Genomic DNA, 14,799 nt, shown 5'->3' with positions numbered 1-14,799 from the left:
TTAGAGCCGGTTGTCTTCAGTCGGGTACTCGTGCCAGTGCAGCTTCTTGCGCAGCGTGGCGTAGTAGTTGTAGCCGATCGGGTGCAGCAGCTGCACCGTGCGCTCCGAGCGGCGCACCACGATGCGGTCGCCGGGCAACAGGGACGTGAGCGACTGCATGTCGAAGTTGACGCTGGCATCACGCCCGCTGGTGACCTGGATGACCACCTCGGCGTCTTGCGGAATGACGATCGGCCGGTTCGACAGCGAGTGCGGTGCGATGGGCACCAGCACCAGACCCGAGAGCGCCGGATGCAGGATCGGCCCGCCCGCGGACAGCGCATACGCCGTCGAGCCCGTGGGCGTGGAAACGATCAGGCCGTCCGAACGCTGGTTGTACATGAAGAAGCCGTCGACCGACACGGCCAGCTCGACCATGCCCGAGAAGCCCGAGCGGTTGACCACCACGTCGTTAAAGGCGAGGGCGGAGAAGATGACCTCGTCATCCCGCACGACCTGTGCCTGCAGCAACGTGCGGGTCTCGGCCTCGTAGCGGCCGGACAACATGTCGGGCAGCACGGTGTGCACGTCGTCGAACGGGATGTCGGTCATGAATCCGAGCCGCCCGTGGTTGACGCCGATCACGGGGACGCTGGCGCCAGCCAGGTGACGCCCGATGCCGAGCAGCGTGCCGTCGCCGCCCAGCACGACGGCCACATCAGCGTGGCGCGCCATCTCTTCGGGCGGCAGGGCGGGGTAGTCCTGGACGCCGATGTTGAGCGCCGTTTCGCGCTCGAACACAATGTCATGCCCCCGCCCGGCGATGCACGACGCCAGCTCCATGAGCGGGCCGGCAATGTTGGCGGCCGAATACCGGCCGACCAGCGCAACGGTCTTGAAAGGCGAGACAGGCGAGGTGGCGGGAGCTTGCGGGGCCACGGCGGACGGGGAAGTCGACATGCGCGCATTACACCATATCGATATGACCGTCGCCACGTTAGCGCGTGTTTCGTGGAGAAACGCCGACATCACCCGCAGGCGGGCGCCGATTTTGCGTAAAATTGACGAACCATGGACAAGCGCGCCACCATCCTCCTCAAGACCCTGATCGAACGGTATATCGCCGAGGGGCAGCCCGTGGGCTCCCGCACCTTGTCGAAATATTCGGGGCTCGATCTGTCCCCGGCCACCATCCGTAATGTGATGTCTGACTTGGAAGAGATGGGCTTCATTGCCAGCCCACACACCTCGGCCGGGCGCGTGCCGACGCCGCGCGGCTACCGCCTCTTTGTCGATACCATGCTGACCGCCAGCCCGCTGGATGTGCTGAGCACGCAGGATCGCATGGCGCAGCAGATGGTGGGCGCGATCGCAGAGCAGGTGCGCTCGCAACTTGCGTCGCATGGGGCGGAATCGTCGCAGCGGGTAATTGCGGCGGCGGCGCAAACCTTGTCCAACCTCTCGCAGTTTGCCGGCATCGTGATGACGCCGCGGCGCACGCATGCATTCCGGCAGATCGAATTCCTGCGCCTCTCGGAGTCGCGCATCCTGCTGATCGTCGTCACGCCCGAGGGCGACGTGCAGAACCGCATTATCCATACCGATACGCCTTACAGCCCGTCGCAACTGGTGGAAGCGGCCAACTACATCAACGCGCATTACGGTGGCCAGACGTTCGATGCAGTGCGCGAAAGCCTGCGGGGTGAACTCTCTGCGCTGCAGGCCGACATGACGGCACTGATGCAGGCGGCCGTGGAGGCGGGCAGCAGTGCCGTGTCGGACGAGGAGCCGGTCGTCATCTCGGGCGAGCGCAAGCTGCTGGATGTGGAAGACCTGTCTTCGTCCATGGACAAGCTGCGCCGGCTCTTTGCCGTGTTCGAGCAGAAGACCGGCCTGCTGCAATTGCTCGACGTATCGAGCCGCGCCGAGGGCGTGCAGATCTTCATCGGCGGCGAAAGCAGCCTCGTCCCGCACGAAGACATGGCGGTCATCACCGCACCGTATGAGGTGGACGGCAAGATCGTCGGCACGCTCGGCGTGATCGGGCCGATGCGCATGGCATATGAGCGCGTGATCCCAATTGTAGATATCACGGCCAAGCTGCTGTCCAGCACGCTCAGCCAATATTGATCTACCGGTTGTTCTGTCTGCGAGCTGCATAAGCTCAGCCGATTTTCTTCGACGACAGGCCACGCTGCCGTCTCTCACAATCGACTCCGGCGCATGTGCGCGGTTCTTTTCTGCCGGAGTCTTTCATGGCTGGTTCTTCCCTCTCCCGTTTGCTGGCTGCAGCGATGTCTGCGGCCATTTCGTTCGCCTTGTTTGGGGCTGCTCCTGCACGCGCGGCCGACCGCGAGGTTGTTATCGCTTATCAGGACATGGTGCTGCCCTGGCGCTACGCCCAAGCCACGGGCGAGGTCGAGCGTGCCACCGGCTATAAGGTGACGTACCGCCAGCTCGCCAGCGGTGCCGACGTGGTGCGCGCCATCGCCTCGGGTTCCGTGCAGGTCGGCGAAGCGGGCTCCAGCCCGATTGCTGCCGGCGTGTCGCAGGGCGTGGACCTATCGCTGTTCTGGATTCTCGACAACATCAACGATGCGGAAGCGCTGGTTGCCCGCAACGGCAGCGGCGTGTCGCGGGTGGCCGACCTGAAGGGCAAGACCTTGGGCGTGCCGTATGTGTCGACCTCGCATTTCCATGCGCTGGTCGCGCTGCAACAAGCCGGGCTCGAGCCGCGCGACGTGAAGGTGGTCAACCTGCGGCCGCAGGAGTTGGCGGCCGCGTGGGACCGGGGCGATGTCGATGCCGCCTTTATCTGGGATCCGGTACTCGCCAAGGTGAAGAAGAACGGCACCGTGCTGACCACCTCCGGCAAGATCGCCGCCGCCACCGGCAAGTCGACCTTCGATGGCTTCGTGGCGGATCGCAAGTTCGCGCGTGACCATGCCGAGTTCATCGCCAAGTTTGTCGAAGTGCTGGCCAAGGCCGATGCCGCCTATCGCAACAACAAGGCCGCGTGGACGGCGACATCGCCGCAGGTGGCAGCCGTGGCCAAGACGTCAGGCGCAACGGCGGCGGATGTGCCGGCAAGTCTTGCGCTGTATGCCTTCCCGGATGCGGCGGAGCAGGCTTCCAAGCGCTGGCTGGGCGGCGGCGCGCAGTCGGGCGCGGCACAATCGCTGCTGGCCACGGCGCAGTTCTTGAAGACGCAGGGCACGATCCAGACGGTGCTGCCGGACTACGCTGCCACCGTCGACTCACGCTTTGTCCAACGTGCGGCTGGTACTGCCAACAAGGCAGTCGCCACCGCAACACGATGAGCCGTATCGATGTGCGTGGCTTGCGCGTCGACTACATCGACGCGCAGAGCCGCACGACCCGCGCCCTGGCCGGTGTGGATTTGTCGATCAACGCCGGCGAATTCGTTGTTGCGCTCGGCGCGTCCGGTTGCGGCAAGACCACACTGCTGAACTGCCTTGCGGGCTTTGTCGCGCCAACGTCGGGTCAGATCCTCCTCGACGGCCACGAAATCGATGGCCCCGGCGCGGACCGCGGCGTGGTGTTCCAGCGCTATGGGCTCATGCCATGGCTGAACGTGCGTGACAACGTGGCGCTTGGTCTCAAGCTGCGCGGTGTCGACCGCAAGACGCGGCATGCGCGTGCGCTTGAGTTGCTTCGGTGGGTCGGCCTTGAAGCGCATGCCGCATCGCCCGTCTATGCCCTGTCCGGCGGCATGCAGCAGCGCGTTGGCATTGCCCGCGCGCTGGCGACGGAGCCCCGCGTGCTGTTGATGGACGAACCGATGGGCGCGCTCGACGCGTTCACGCGCGAGACCATGCAGACGCTGGTGCTCGATGTCTGGCAACGCACCGGCACGACCGTTTTCTTCATCACACACGACGTGGAGGAGGCGCTGTTCCTCGCAACGCGCCTGATCGTGATGTCGCCATCGCCGGGGCGCATCGTGCAGACATTCGATCTGCCGTTCTCGCGGCAGGCGCTGGCAGGCGGCGACGCCCGCGCGGTGAAATCGTCGCCGGAATTCATTGCCTGGCGCGAGCGTGTGCTGGCGCTGATCCACCATGCCCCCGAGGCGTTGCTCGCATGAGCGCGCTCGAAACTCCCGTGCTGCAGCGCGCCTCCCTCGATGCAGCGCCGCCCTCCAGCAGACCGGTGCGCAGGCTGCGCGGCTATCGTCTGCCGGGCGAGGGCAGCGCATCGGGGCTCAGCGTGTTGTCGGTGACTGCGCTGCTCGTGCTCTGGTGGTCGGCCACCATCTTCCATTGGGTGCCGCCGTTGTTCCTGCCCTCGCCGCAGGCCGTGGGGCGCGCATTCATCGATGCCTGGCATGGCGATATTCAAGGCGGCCAGCCGCTGGCGGCACATCTTGGCTGGAGTGCGCTACGCGTGTTCGGCGCGTTTGCACTGGCTGCCGTGACGGCCATACCGATCGGCCTCGCGATGGGTGTCTCCCGCACCGCGCGCGGCTTGCTCGATCCGCCCATTGAGTTCTATCGCCCGCTGCCGCCGCTGGCGTACCTGCCGCTCGTGGTTATCTGGCTGGGCATTGACGAGCGCGCCAAGATTGTCGTTATCTACCTTGCCTGCTTCGCACCGATTGCCATGGCCGCGCGTGCAGGTGTGCGCAGCGCCACGCTTGAGCAGATCAACGCCGCGTATGCGCTTGGCGCAAGCTTCACGCAGGTGGTGCGGCATGTGATCTTGCCCGCCGCGCTGCCGGAGATACTGACCGGCTTGCGTATCGCCATCGGCTTCGGCTGGACCACGCTGGTGGCGGCGGAAATGGTGGCTGCAACCGTGGGCGTGGGGCAGATGGTGCTCAATGCGTCGAGCTTTCTGCGCACCGACCTCGTGGTGATGGGCATCGTGCTGATCGGCGCGATTGCATGGGTGTTCGACTTGGCCATGCGCGCCATCGAAGCGCGCGTGGTGCCCTGGAAGGGTCGCAGCTAGCGCAGACTCAGAAACTGCCCGTGAACTGATAACGCCCGCCGGGATGCCACATGGTCGCCACCGAGGCGACCTGGCCCTGCGACAGCGTCTTCCGCCGCAGCATCAGGCAGGGCTCGCGCACGTCCATGTGCAGCATCTCCGCAATCTCGCGCGGCGGCAGGCGCGCCTCAATGCCGTAATCCACGCCCTGCAATGGGGCGGCACGCATCAGGTAGGCGTTTGGCGTGGTCTGCGTGAAATCCTGCTCCATGTATTCGGGCGCCAATGCCGCGTTCACCCAACGGTCTTCCACCTGGATCGGCAGCTCGTTTTCAAAATGCACGATCAGTGAATGGAAGAGCACACGGCCTGCGGGCACGCCAAACGAAGCCGCCATTGCCTCGTTGGCGCGGGCGCGCTCCAACTTGTGCAGTTCGGCGCGATGCTGATGACCGCGCGCTGCAATTTCCTCGGCGATATTGCGGATCGCCACCAGCGTCGCCTGGTATTTCTGCTGCGCGACGAACGTTCCCAACCCTTGCACGCGCGTGAGGATCTGCTCGGCGGTCAACTCACGCAGCGCGCGGTTGACCGTCATGCGCGACACGCCAAAGGTCTGCGCGAGCGTGGTCTCCCCGGGAATCATTTCCCCTTCCTGCCACTCGCCGCTGCGGATGCGCATGAGGATGTCTTCCTTGATGCGCTGGAAGGCGGGCGTGCTGGCGGACGGGTCGTGTGACATGGGCGTGGCTTGCGGTGCGGGTAGGGCCGCGGAAGTGATGTGCGGATGGCGGTCATCATCAGGGTTTGCTCTTAGCTTGTAAAGTTTTCTTGCGTAAGTTGTATATACAACATAAGATGCGCTCCATGACAAAGGAGTTCGCAGGAGACCTCACATGAACGCCCCGACCCACGCTGCCCACCTGACCAACGATCCGCGCTACGACGCCTCGCGCGAAATCCGTGCCCCGCGTGGCACCGAGCTGCACTGCAAGAGCTGGCTGACCGAGGCGGCCTATCGCATGCTGCAGAACAACCTCGACCCGGATGTGGCCGAGAACCCCAAGCACCTCGTCGTCTACGGCGGTATTGGCCGCGCTGCGCGCGACTGGGCCTGCTTTGACAAGATCCTGGAAACGCTGCGCGAGCTGAACGACGACGAATCGCTGCTCGTGCAATCGGGCAAGCCGGTGGGCGTGTTCAAGACCCACCCGGATGCACCGCGCGTCTTGATCGCCAACTCCAACCTGGTGCCCAAGTGGGCGAACTGGGAACACTTCAACGAGCTGGATCGCAAGGGCCTGTTCATGTATGGCCAGATGACTGCCGGCAGTTGGATCTACATCGGTAGCCAGGGCATTGTGCAAGGCACGTATGAGACGTTTGCCGAAGCCGGTCGTCAACATTACGACGGCAAGCTGGCTGGCCGCTGGATTCTCACGGCGGGCCTGGGCGGCATGGGCGGCGCGCAGCCGCTGGCCGCCACGCTGGCCGGCGCCGTGTCGCTGAACATCGAGTGCCAGCAATCGAGCATCGATTTCCGCCTGCGTACGCGCTACCTCGACAAGCAGGCAAAGGACATCGACGACGCATTCAACCTGATTCGCCACCATTGCGAGCGCGGCGAGGCCGTGTCCATCGGTCTGCTCGGCAATGCGGCGGAAATCTTGCCGGAGCTGGTCAAGCGTGCCCGCGCCGGCGGCCTGAAGCCGGATCTGGTGACCGACCAGACCTCGGCGCATGATCTGGTCAACGGCTACCTGCCGATTGGCTGGACGGTCGAGCAATGGCGTGCTGCGCAACGCGACCCGTCGCAGCACGCCCGCCTGACCGACGAGGCCGCCAAGTCGTGCGCCGTACACGTGCAGGCCATGCTTGACTTCCAGGCCATAGGCATTCCGACCGTCGACTACGGCAACAACATCCGCCAGGTCGCGTTCGACCAGGGCGTGAAGAACGCCTTCGACTTCCCGGGTTTCGTGCCGGCCTACATCCGACCGCTGTTCTGCGAAGGCAAGGGCCCATTCCGCTGGGTGGCGCTGTCGGGCGATCCGCAAGACATCTACAAGACCGACGCCAAGATCAAGGAACTCTTCCCGCACAACACACACGTGCATCGCTGGCTCGACATGGCGCGTGATCGCATCGCCTTCCAAGGGTTGCCCGCACGGATCTGCTGGCTGGGCCTGGGCGAGCGTCACCTGGCCGGTCTGGCCTTCAACGAGATGGTCAAGAACGGCGAGCTGAAGGCGCCGATCGTGATCGGCCGCGATCACCTCGACACCGGCTCGGTCGCCAGCCCCAACCGTGAAACCGAAGCCATGCGCGACGGCACCGATGCCGTGTCAGACTGGCCGCTCCTCAACGCGCTGCTCAACACCGCGGGCGGCGCGACGTGGGTGTCGCTGCACCACGGAGGCGGTGTCGGCATGGGCTATTCGCAGCACTCGGGCGTGGTGATCGTCGCCGACGGCACGGACGCTGCGGCCAAGCGTCTGGGTCGTGTGCTCGTCAACGATTCCGGCTCGGGCGTCATGCGCCATGCGGACGCCGGCTACGAAAGCGCCATCGCCTGCGCCAAGCGCAACGGTTTGAACCTGCCGATGATCGGCTAAGTTAAAGACATCCTCTCGCATTGCTATGAACACCATGACCACGCCCCCCATCATCACGTTGCAGCCGGGCGCAATGTCCTTTGCCGACCTGCGCCGCGTCTGGCTCGCCCCCACGCCTGTTGCGCTGTCGGGCGATTGCGCTGCCGCCATCGAAGCCTCGGCAGCCACCGTGCAGGCCATCGTTGCCAAGGGCGACCCGGCCTACGGCATCAATACCGGTTTCGGCTTGCTGGCCAAGACGCAGATCCCCACGCACGAGCTGGAGCGCCTGCAACGCAACCTGATCCTGTCGCACGCTGTCGGCACCGGTGAAGACTTGAGCGATAACGTCGCGCGGCTGGTGCTGCTGATGAAGGCAGCGAGCCTGGCGCGCGGTTATTCGGGCGTGCGCCGTGTTGTGATCGACACGCTGTTGGCACTGCTGAACGCCGGCATCGTGCCCTGCATTCCGTCCAAGGGTTCGGTGGGCGCGTCGGGCGATCTGGCGCCGCTGGCGCACATGACGCTGGCCCTGCTGGGCGAAGGCGACGTGCGCGTGAAGGGCGTACGCACCCCGGCACGTGCGGCACTGGCTGCCGCGGGCATCGAGCCGATCGCGCTGGCCGCCAAGGAAGGCCTGGCACTCATCAACGGCACGCAGGTGTCGACCGCGTTGGCGCTCAATGGCCTGTTCCTGGCCGAGCGACTGCTGCAAGCCGCCACGGTGTCGGGTGCGTTGTCGGTGGATGCCGCCAAGGGCAGCGACGCGCCGTTCGATCCGCGCGTGCACACTGTGCGTGGGCAAGCCGGCCAGATCGCCACCGCGGCCGTGTACCGCAACCTGCTTGCCGGCAGCGCCATCCGTCAGTCTCACCTCGTGGGCGACAAGCGCGTGCAAGACCCGTACAGCCTGCGCTGCCAGCCGCAAGTCATGGGCGCGTGCTTCGACCTGATCCGCCAGGCCGGCGCCACGCTGCTCACCGAAGCCAACGCAGTGACCGACAACCCGCTGGTCTACGCCGACGCCGGTGAAGTGATCTCGGGCGGTAACTTCCATGCCGAGCCGGTGGCGTTTGCCGCCGACATGCTCGCGCTGGCGATTGCCGAGATCGGTGCGCTGTCCGAGCGCCGCATCGCGCTGCTGATCGACTCCACGCTGTCGGGCTTGCCGCCGTTCCTGGTCGAGCAGCCGGGCCTGAACTCGGGCTTCATGATCGCCCACGTCACGGCCGCCGCGCTGGCGTCGGAAAACAAGACGTTCGCCCACCCGGCCAGCGTCGACAGCCTGCCGACTTCCGCCAACCAGGAAGACCACGTCAGCATGGCAACCTTTGCAGGCCGCCGTCTGCAGGACATGGCAGAGAACACCGCCACCATCGTCGGTATCGAAGCGCTGGCGGCGGCGCAGGGCATCGACTTCCACAAGCCGCTGGCGACGTCCGACACGCTGCAGAAGGCACATGGCTGCATCCGTGCGCGCGTGGCGTACTACGGTGAAGATCGCCTGTTCGCCCCCGACATCGAAGCCGCCCGCCGCCTCGTGCTCGACGGTGCCCTCGGCGATTCGTGCCGCGCGCACGTCGGCGAACTCGCACTCGTCTGACCATGCTCGCCCAAGCCGAACCGAACGTCTGGCAAGGCCGCGTCGATGCGGAGGAAGGCCCGCTGGGCTTGCGTTGGCACCAGACGGTGCGCCGCATCGATGCATCGACGCCGCTGGCCAACACCGTCGCCCTGGCGGGCTTTGCCTGCGATGCGGGCGTCGCACGCAACCACGGGCGCACCGGTGCACAGGCGGGCCCCGCGGCCATCCGCAAGATGCTCGCGAACCTGCCCGCGCGTGCGGGCCGCGTGGTCGTCGACGCGGGCGACGTGACATGCCAGGGCGATGCGCTGGAAGACGCGCAGAGCGAATTGTCCGGTGTGCTGCACGATCTGCTCGACCGCGGCGCATTTCCGATCGCGCTCGGCGGCGGCCACGAGATCGCGTGGGCATCGTTTGGCGGCTTGGCGCGGCATCTGGCGGCGAAATCCAACCAGCCCCCGCGTATCGGCATTCTCAATCTGGACGCGCATTTCGATTTGCGCGCCGGCGAGCGCGGCAGCTCGGGCACACCCTTCCGCCAGATCGCCGAAGACTGTGCGCGGCGCGGCTGGCCGTTCCACTACGCCTGCCTGGGCGTGAGCACCTACGCCAACACCGAAGCGCTGTTCGCGCGTGCGCGCCAGCTCGGCGTGCGTTGGATGCACGACGATGAGATGGACGTGATGCAGCTCGCGCACGTGCTGAAGGTGGTCGAGGTGTTCCTGAGTCAGGTCGACCACGTCTATCTGACGATGTGCCTGGACGTGCTGCCGGCCGCGGTGGCTCCGGGCGTGAGCGCGCCGTCCGCACGCGGCGTGGGCATGGACTTGATCGAGCCCATCGTCGATCGCGTGGTCAGCTCGGGCAAGCTGCGGCTGGCGGATGTGGCGGAACTGAACCCGTCGCTCGACATTGATCACCACACGGCACGTGTTGCTGCCCGCCTCGTGGCACGGGTAGCAGACGGCATTGGCCTGCAAGGAACCACACATGGCTGATCCGGCCAATCCGTACTGGGATGCGCTCTGGACCAACGTCCACCTCGCCACGCTCACCGCCGACGCTGACGGCTACGGCGAGATCCGCGACGGGGCCATCGCCGTCAAGGATGGCCGCATTGCGTGGCTTGGCTACCGGGCCGATCTGCCCGTCAACGCCCGCGCCACGCGGGAGCACGACGGCGGCGGCGCGTGGCTCACGCCGGGCCTGATCGATTGCCACACGCACCTCGTCTACGCCGGCAACCGCAGCAATGAATTTGAAGCGCGCCTGAACGGCGTGCCTTACGAAGAGATCGCCCGCGCGGGCGGCGGCATCCTCTCGACCGTTCGCGCCACGCGGGCGGCCAGCGAAGACGCGTTGGCCGAAGCCAGCCTGCCGCGCCTGAATGCCCTGCGCGCCGAAGGTGTCACCACCGTCGAAATCAAGTCCGGCTACGGCCTGAACCTGGAAACCGAGCGCCGCATGCTGCGTGTGGCGCGCCGCTTCGGCCAGGCGTTGCCGGTGCGCGTGCGGACAACGTTCCTCGGCGCGCATGCCGTACCGCCCGAATTTGCTGGCCGCGCGGATGACTACATCGATCATCTGTGCGCCGATGTGCTGCCCGCGCTTGCCGGAGAAGGTCTTGTCGATGCGGTTGACGCCTTCTGCGAAACCATTGGTTTTACGCCCGCACAGACAGCGCGCATGTTCGACGCGGCCCAGCGCCACGGCCTGCCGGTCAAGCTGCATGCCGAACAGCTCTCCGACCAGGGCGGCTCGGCGCTGGTGGCTCGCTACGGCGGTCTTTCAGCGGATCACCTTGAATGTCTGACCGAGGCCGGCATCGCAGCCATGGCGCAAGCCGGCACGGTGGCCGTGCTGCTGCCCGGCGCGTTCTACTGCCTGCGCGAAACGCGCCTGCCGCCGATGGCCGCGCTGCGTGCCGCCAGTGTGCCCATGGCCGTGTCGACCGACTGCAACCCTGGCACATCGCCGTTGTCGTCGCTGCTGCTGGCGATGAACATGGCGTGCACGCTGTTCCGCATGACGCCGCTGGAAGCGCTGACCGGCGCCACGCGTCATGCTGCCGCAGCGCTCGGTTTGTCCGGCACGTGTGGCGTGCTCGCTCCGGGCTGCGCGGCCGATTTCGCTCTGTGGCGCATCGACCGGCCCGCCGATCTGGCGTACGCGATGGGGCTTAACCCGTGTGTTGGTGTGGTCAAGGACGGCGCCGTGGTGGCGTAAGGAACACGCGATGAATCGGCTCGTATAATCGGCCGGTCTATCGCGAACCCGCGCCCATGCCCTTCTTGCCCGAACCCCTGTTCCAGCACGGCCAGCCCGATCGCACGGCGATCCTGCTCGTCAACCTCGGTACGCCCGACGGCACGTCGCCACGCGAGGTCGGCCGCTACCTGCGTCAGTTCCTGTCCGACCCCCGCGTTGTGGAAATTCCGCGCGCCGTGTGGTGGTTCATCCTCAACGTGCTGATCGTGCCGCTACGCTCGCGGGCGTCGGCGCACAAGTACGAAAGCATATGGCTGCGCGAGGCCAACATGACGGGCTCGCCGCTGCTCGTCTACAGCGAGCGCCAGGCGCATGCGCTGCAGCAGTTGCTGAACGCCCAGGGCCACGATGTGGTGGTTGCCTGTGCGATGCGCTATGGCAATCCTTCGATTCCGTCCGTCATGCAGGCGCTGCGCAAGCAGGGCGTCGAGCGTATCCTCGTGTTGCCGATGTATCCGCAGTATTCCGGCACCACCACCGCGACGGCCTTCGATGAGGTCTTCCGCGTGCTGGGCGAAATGCGCAATCAGCCGGAGTTGCGGCTGGTCAAGCATTTCCACGATGACCCTGCCTACATCAATGCGCTGCACCAGCAGGTGGGGGCGTATTGGGCACAGCACGGCGCACCCGATTTCGCGCATGGCGACAAGCTGGTGCTGTCGTTTCATGGTGTGCCGCGACGGACGCTGGAATTGGGCGATCCGTATCACTGCGAATGCCTGAAGACCGGGCGCTTGCTGGGAGAAGCGCTCGGCCTGCAGCCGGGTCAGTACCTGGTCACGTTCCAGTCACGCTTTGGCCGAGCCGAATGGTTGCAACCATACACCGCGCCCACGCTGGAAGAGCTTGGCCGCGTCGGCACCAACCGCGTCGATGTGTTCTGCCCGGGCTTCCCGGCCGATTGCCTGGAGACGCTGGAAGAGATCGCCATGGAAGGGCAGTCGACCTTCCGTGTCGCCGGCGGCAAGGAATTCCATTACATCCCGTGCCTCAATGACAGCGAAGCCTGGATCGCCGGCATTGCCGACATCGCGCTTGCGCATCTGCAGGGCTGGCCGCTCACGCTTACGCATCCGCACGTGCTGGAAGCCAGCCGCACGCGTGCGCAGAGCAAGGGAGCGGCCGCATGAAGGTGAGCGCGGACGCGGCCGATCGCGTGCGTATCGACAAATGGCTGTGGGCGGCGCGCTTCTTCAAGACGCGTTCGCAGGCGACGGACGCGGTGGAGCGCGGTCGCGTGCAGATCAACGATCAGGCGGTTCGCCCCGCCAAGGATGTCAAGATCGGTGACCGCGTGCGGGTGCACGCGCATGAACAGCAGTGGGAAGTGGAAGTATTGGCGCTGGCGGAAGTGCGCGGCCCAGCTTCGGTCGCCCAAACGCTCTACGCCGAGACGGACACCAGTCGCTTAAAACGCGAAGAGAACGCCGACAAGCGCCGGCTCTATCGGGAACCCGCCACACAAATTGCCGGCCGGCCGACCAAGCGCGACCGGCGGCGCATCGACAAACTCGGCGGCGAATGACGCATTCCGCGCGAGTGTGTGCTAACTTGATACGCTCATCAAACCGCGCGGCATCTGCTCCATCTGCGCCGGCTTGATGATGTAGTGCTTGAAGAATGCCTTGCCGCTGCCGTACTCCGTATAACGTGGCGTGACAGCGCCAGACAGGCAAATGAACGTTGTGGCTGCGGTCAGGGTCAACAGCAGAAGCACGGTCAGAACGGGCAATTTGTTGTGCATGGTACGAACCCTCAAAGAAGCTCGCGCCCCCCGATTTTTTCTTGCATCATAGGCGGCCAATTGGGGCGTCGCAATTGCTGTGCCGTTGCAGTCTGATGAAAGTTGTAACCCCATATTTCGTGATGCACGGCGCACAGTTGTCGCGCATCCGGCGCCCTTGAAAAGCGCGCCAAATGCCCCATAACGGGGACAAATCGTTTGTAAAAATCCAGCGGATCGATTCCGGGCACATGCCGTGCGTCGATCCCCTTTATCCAGCGCTATGAAACACACTTCGGACACCCCCTCGAACTCGGACATGTCATCGGACAGCCAAGCCACCCAGCCGAACGCATCGGCGACGGGCCAAGCGGCCCATGCCTATTCGAGTCAGGCGCAGCGCGCAAGCGCCGACGCCGAGGCTGTCGCCGGTGACGAAGCCGCCGTGGCAGAAGCTGTGGCCGACGTGGACGTCGCTGAACTGCGTCGTCAACTGGAGGCCGCAGAAGAAAAGGCTCGCCAGAATTACGAAAACTGGGCGCGCGCCACGGCCGAAGGCGAGAACATCCGCCGCCGTGGTCAGGACGATGTGGCCAAGGCCCACAAGTTCGCCATCGAAGGCTTTGCCGAATACTTGCTGCCGGTGATGGACAGCCTGCAAGCCGCCTTGGCGGACACGTCGGGCGACGCCACCAAGCTGCGTGAGGGCGTTGAACTCACGCTCAAGCAGCTCTACGCCGCGTTCGAGAAGGGCCGTGTGACCGAGCTGAACCCGGTGGGTGAAAAGTTTGATCCGCACCGCCATCAAGCTATCTCGATGGTGCCGGCTGACCAGGAAGCCAACACCGTGGTGGCGGTGCTCCAGCGCGGGTACACGCTGGCCGACCGCGTGCTGCGCCCGGCCCTCGTGACGGTGGCGGCTCCCAAGTGAGCCGACGCGCCCCATGATCCAGAACATAGCCACTTCGCACGACGCCCACGCCGCGATCCCGGTCGACAAGACCGCGCTCGCGGCGTTCGGCATGCGCGAGGTGAACACCGAGACCTTCGACGCGGCCATTGCGGCCGCGGGCGATGCGCTCGTGTGCGTGTTCTTTTGGGGCGTCGATTGCTTTAACTGCGAGATGGCCAAGCAGGCCATGCTCGCGCAACCGGCCGCCGTGCGTGAACTGGGACTGAGTTGGCTGCATGCCAACGTTTATGCTCACCCGGAGCTGGGCCAGCGCTTTGCCCTGCACGGTATTCCGGTGTTCATGTTCTTCCATCGTGGCAAGAAGCTTGGCCGGGCGACCGGCTGGCATGGCCACGCGCAGTTTGCCGCCGCCGTTGCCAATGCGCGCAACAAGCTGGCCGGCAAGCCGCTTGTCTGAGGCAGCGACCATGATGACGTCGACGCCCATGGCTGCGGCCCTCTTTCTTGCTTCGCCTTCCCGTGCTGTGCGCCCCAAGCGCATGATGCGCACCTTGCCGCGCGCCGCTCAGGCGATGACCGCGGCCCTTGCCGCCGCCCGGCGGTCGTTCTAGTGCCCCAGCGGCACGTTGCCGCCGGGCTCGCTCTCTTTCACCAGCAGTTTTAGTGCGTGTTACCGCTGGCCGGCCTGTGTGCCCGCTGGTTTCCTTGCCGCTGCTTTGCGTTGGCCTGTGCGGCTATCGGCAGCGGCTTTGCTTCGTGTTGAACACAGACTTGTAGGAGATCG

15 protein-coding genes are annotated in these 14,799 nt (G+C 65.5%); 12 read left to right on the top strand and 3 right to left on the bottom strand.

Going from position 1 to position 14,799, the window contains the following annotated elements; all coding sequences use genetic code 11:
- A complete protein-coding gene (locus CFE42_RS04905; RefSeq protein ID WP_004631655.1) occupies nucleotides 1–939 on the bottom strand; it encodes an NAD kinase in 939 nt (312 codons plus the stop codon).
- 111 nt (nucleotides 940–1,050) lie between these two features.
- Here CFE42_RS04905 and hrcA point away from each other — a divergent pair, with 111 nt between their 5' ends.
- From hrcA to CFE42_RS04885, 4 genes are all read left to right on the top strand, one after another.
- Nucleotides 1,051–2,109 (top strand): heat-inducible transcriptional repressor HrcA, encoded by a 1,059-nt coding sequence (gene hrcA / locus CFE42_RS04900; protein ID WP_004631656.1) that lies wholly within the window; start codon nucleotides 1,051–1,053, stop codon nucleotides 2,107–2,109.
- Between the two features lie 125 nt (nucleotides 2,110–2,234).
- On the top strand, nucleotides 2,235–3,299 hold the full coding sequence (gene tauA, locus CFE42_RS04895) for a taurine ABC transporter substrate-binding protein (protein ID WP_004631657.1): 1,065 nt from the start codon (nucleotides 2,235–2,237) through the stop codon (nucleotides 3,297–3,299).
- Nucleotides 3,296–4,087: an ATP-binding cassette domain-containing protein gene (locus CFE42_RS04890; RefSeq protein ID WP_004631659.1), complete on the top strand. Its 792-nt coding sequence runs from the start codon at nucleotides 3,296–3,298 to the stop codon at nucleotides 4,085–4,087. The genes tauA and CFE42_RS04890 overlap by 4 nt, the downstream gene beginning before the upstream one ends.
- The gene (locus tag CFE42_RS04885; RefSeq protein WP_004631661.1) at nucleotides 4,084–4,953 is read left to right on the top strand and encodes an ABC transporter permease subunit; all 870 of its coding nucleotides are present in this window, start codon (nucleotides 4,084–4,086) and stop codon (nucleotides 4,951–4,953) included. The genes CFE42_RS04890 and CFE42_RS04885 overlap by 4 nt, the downstream gene beginning before the upstream one ends.
- Nucleotides 4,954–4,960: 7 nt before the next feature.
- Here CFE42_RS04885 and hutC read toward each other — a convergent pair whose 3' ends face one another.
- Complete coding sequence (gene hutC, locus CFE42_RS04880; protein WP_004631663.1) at nucleotides 4,961–5,674, bottom strand: histidine utilization repressor; 714 nt, start codon at nucleotides 5,672–5,674, stop codon at nucleotides 4,961–4,963.
- A 154-nt stretch (nucleotides 5,675–5,828) separates the two neighbouring features.
- Here hutC and hutU point away from each other — a divergent pair, with 154 nt between their 5' ends.
- From hutU to CFE42_RS04850, 6 genes are read left to right on the top strand one after another with little or no spacing between them, the layout of a single operon-like run.
- Nucleotides 5,829–7,547, top strand: a complete 1,719-nt coding sequence (hutU, locus tag CFE42_RS04875; protein WP_004631665.1) for a urocanate hydratase — start codon at nucleotides 5,829–5,831, stop codon at nucleotides 7,545–7,547.
- 25 nt (nucleotides 7,548–7,572) lie between these two features.
- Entirely contained in the window at nucleotides 7,573–9,129 is a 1,557-nt protein-coding gene (hutH, locus tag CFE42_RS04870; protein ID WP_004631666.1) for a histidine ammonia-lyase, read from the top strand.
- Nucleotides 9,130–9,131: 2 nt separating this feature from the next.
- Entirely contained in the window at nucleotides 9,132–10,109 is a 978-nt protein-coding gene (gene hutG / locus CFE42_RS04865) for a formimidoylglutamase (protein WP_004631667.1), read from the top strand.
- Nucleotides 10,102–11,337: an imidazolonepropionase gene (gene hutI, locus CFE42_RS04860; protein WP_004631668.1), complete on the top strand. Its 1,236-nt coding sequence runs from the start codon at nucleotides 10,102–10,104 to the stop codon at nucleotides 11,335–11,337. The genes hutG and hutI overlap by 8 nt, the downstream gene beginning before the upstream one ends.
- A gap of 56 nt (nucleotides 11,338–11,393) precedes the next feature.
- Nucleotides 11,394–12,509: a ferrochelatase gene (gene hemH / locus CFE42_RS04855; protein ID WP_004631671.1), complete on the top strand. Its 1,116-nt coding sequence runs from the start codon at nucleotides 11,394–11,396 to the stop codon at nucleotides 12,507–12,509.
- Nucleotides 12,506–12,904 (top strand): RNA-binding S4 domain-containing protein, encoded by a 399-nt coding sequence (locus CFE42_RS04850; RefSeq protein ID WP_004631674.1) that lies wholly within the window; start codon nucleotides 12,506–12,508, stop codon nucleotides 12,902–12,904. Before hemH ends, CFE42_RS04850 begins: the two co-directional genes overlap by 4 nt.
- Before the next feature lie 21 nt (nucleotides 12,905–12,925).
- Here the strand turns inward: CFE42_RS04850 and CFE42_RS23880 are convergent, their stop codons facing one another.
- A complete protein-coding gene (locus tag CFE42_RS23880) occupies nucleotides 12,926–13,123 on the bottom strand; it encodes a hypothetical protein (protein WP_004631677.1) in 198 nt (65 codons plus the stop codon).
- A gap of 262 nt (nucleotides 13,124–13,385) precedes the next feature.
- Here CFE42_RS23880 and grpE point away from each other — a divergent pair, with 262 nt between their 5' ends.
- Nucleotides 13,386–14,033, top strand: coding sequence for a nucleotide exchange factor GrpE (gene grpE, locus CFE42_RS04840; RefSeq protein ID WP_004631678.1), 648 nt, complete (start codon nucleotides 13,386–13,388; stop codon nucleotides 14,031–14,033).
- 13 nt (nucleotides 14,034–14,046) lie between these two features.
- Complete coding sequence (locus CFE42_RS04835; protein WP_004631681.1) at nucleotides 14,047–14,472, top strand: thioredoxin family protein; 426 nt, start codon at nucleotides 14,047–14,049, stop codon at nucleotides 14,470–14,472.
- Nucleotides 14,473–14,799 lie beyond the last annotated feature (327 nt).

Origin of the sequence: Ralstonia sp. PBBBR1 (assembly GCF_002256165.1) — a bacterium.
Lineage (GTDB): Bacteria > Pseudomonadota > Gammaproteobacteria > Burkholderiales > Burkholderiaceae > Ralstonia > Ralstonia thomasii.
The sequence above is the reverse complement of the archived record's forward strand: the minus strand, read 5'-3'. Positions and strand labels throughout refer to the sequence as shown.

What these genes read in the sequence shown, in the direction of transcription:
- CFE42_RS04905 (WP_004631655.1), bottom strand. Translation starts at nt 939, where the DNA reads ATGTCGACTTCCCCGTCCGCCGTGGCCCCGCAAGCTCCCGCCACCTCG.
- hrcA (WP_004631656.1), top strand. Translation starts at nt 1,051, where the DNA reads ATGGACAAGCGCGCCACCATCCTCCTCAAGACCCTGATCGAACGGTAT.
- tauA (WP_004631657.1), top strand. Translation starts at nt 2,235, where the DNA reads ATGGCTGGTTCTTCCCTCTCCCGTTTGCTGGCTGCAGCGATGTCTGCG.
- CFE42_RS04890 (WP_004631659.1), top strand. Translation starts at nt 3,296, where the DNA reads ATGAGCCGTATCGATGTGCGTGGCTTGCGCGTCGACTACATCGACGCG.
- CFE42_RS04885 (WP_004631661.1), top strand. Translation starts at nt 4,084, where the DNA reads ATGAGCGCGCTCGAAACTCCCGTGCTGCAGCGCGCCTCCCTCGATGCA.
- hutC (WP_004631663.1), bottom strand. Translation starts at nt 5,674, where the DNA reads ATGTCACACGACCCGTCCGCCAGCACGCCCGCCTTCCAGCGCATCAAG.
- hutU (WP_004631665.1), top strand. Translation starts at nt 5,829, where the DNA reads ATGAACGCCCCGACCCACGCTGCCCACCTGACCAACGATCCGCGCTAC.
- hutH (WP_004631666.1), top strand. Translation starts at nt 7,573, where the DNA reads ATGAACACCATGACCACGCCCCCCATCATCACGTTGCAGCCGGGCGCA.
- hutG (WP_004631667.1), top strand. Translation starts at nt 9,132, where the DNA reads ATGCTCGCCCAAGCCGAACCGAACGTCTGGCAAGGCCGCGTCGATGCG.
- hutI (WP_004631668.1), top strand. Translation starts at nt 10,102, where the DNA reads ATGGCTGATCCGGCCAATCCGTACTGGGATGCGCTCTGGACCAACGTC.
- hemH (WP_004631671.1), top strand. Translation starts at nt 11,394, where the DNA reads ATGCCCTTCTTGCCCGAACCCCTGTTCCAGCACGGCCAGCCCGATCGC.
- CFE42_RS04850 (WP_004631674.1), top strand. Translation starts at nt 12,506, where the DNA reads ATGAAGGTGAGCGCGGACGCGGCCGATCGCGTGCGTATCGACAAATGG.
- CFE42_RS23880 (WP_004631677.1), bottom strand. Translation starts at nt 13,123, where the DNA reads ATGCACAACAAATTGCCCGTTCTGACCGTGCTTCTGCTGTTGACCCTG.
- grpE (WP_004631678.1), top strand. Translation starts at nt 13,386, where the DNA reads ATGAAACACACTTCGGACACCCCCTCGAACTCGGACATGTCATCGGAC.
- CFE42_RS04835 (WP_004631681.1), top strand. Translation starts at nt 14,047, where the DNA reads ATGATCCAGAACATAGCCACTTCGCACGACGCCCACGCCGCGATCCCG.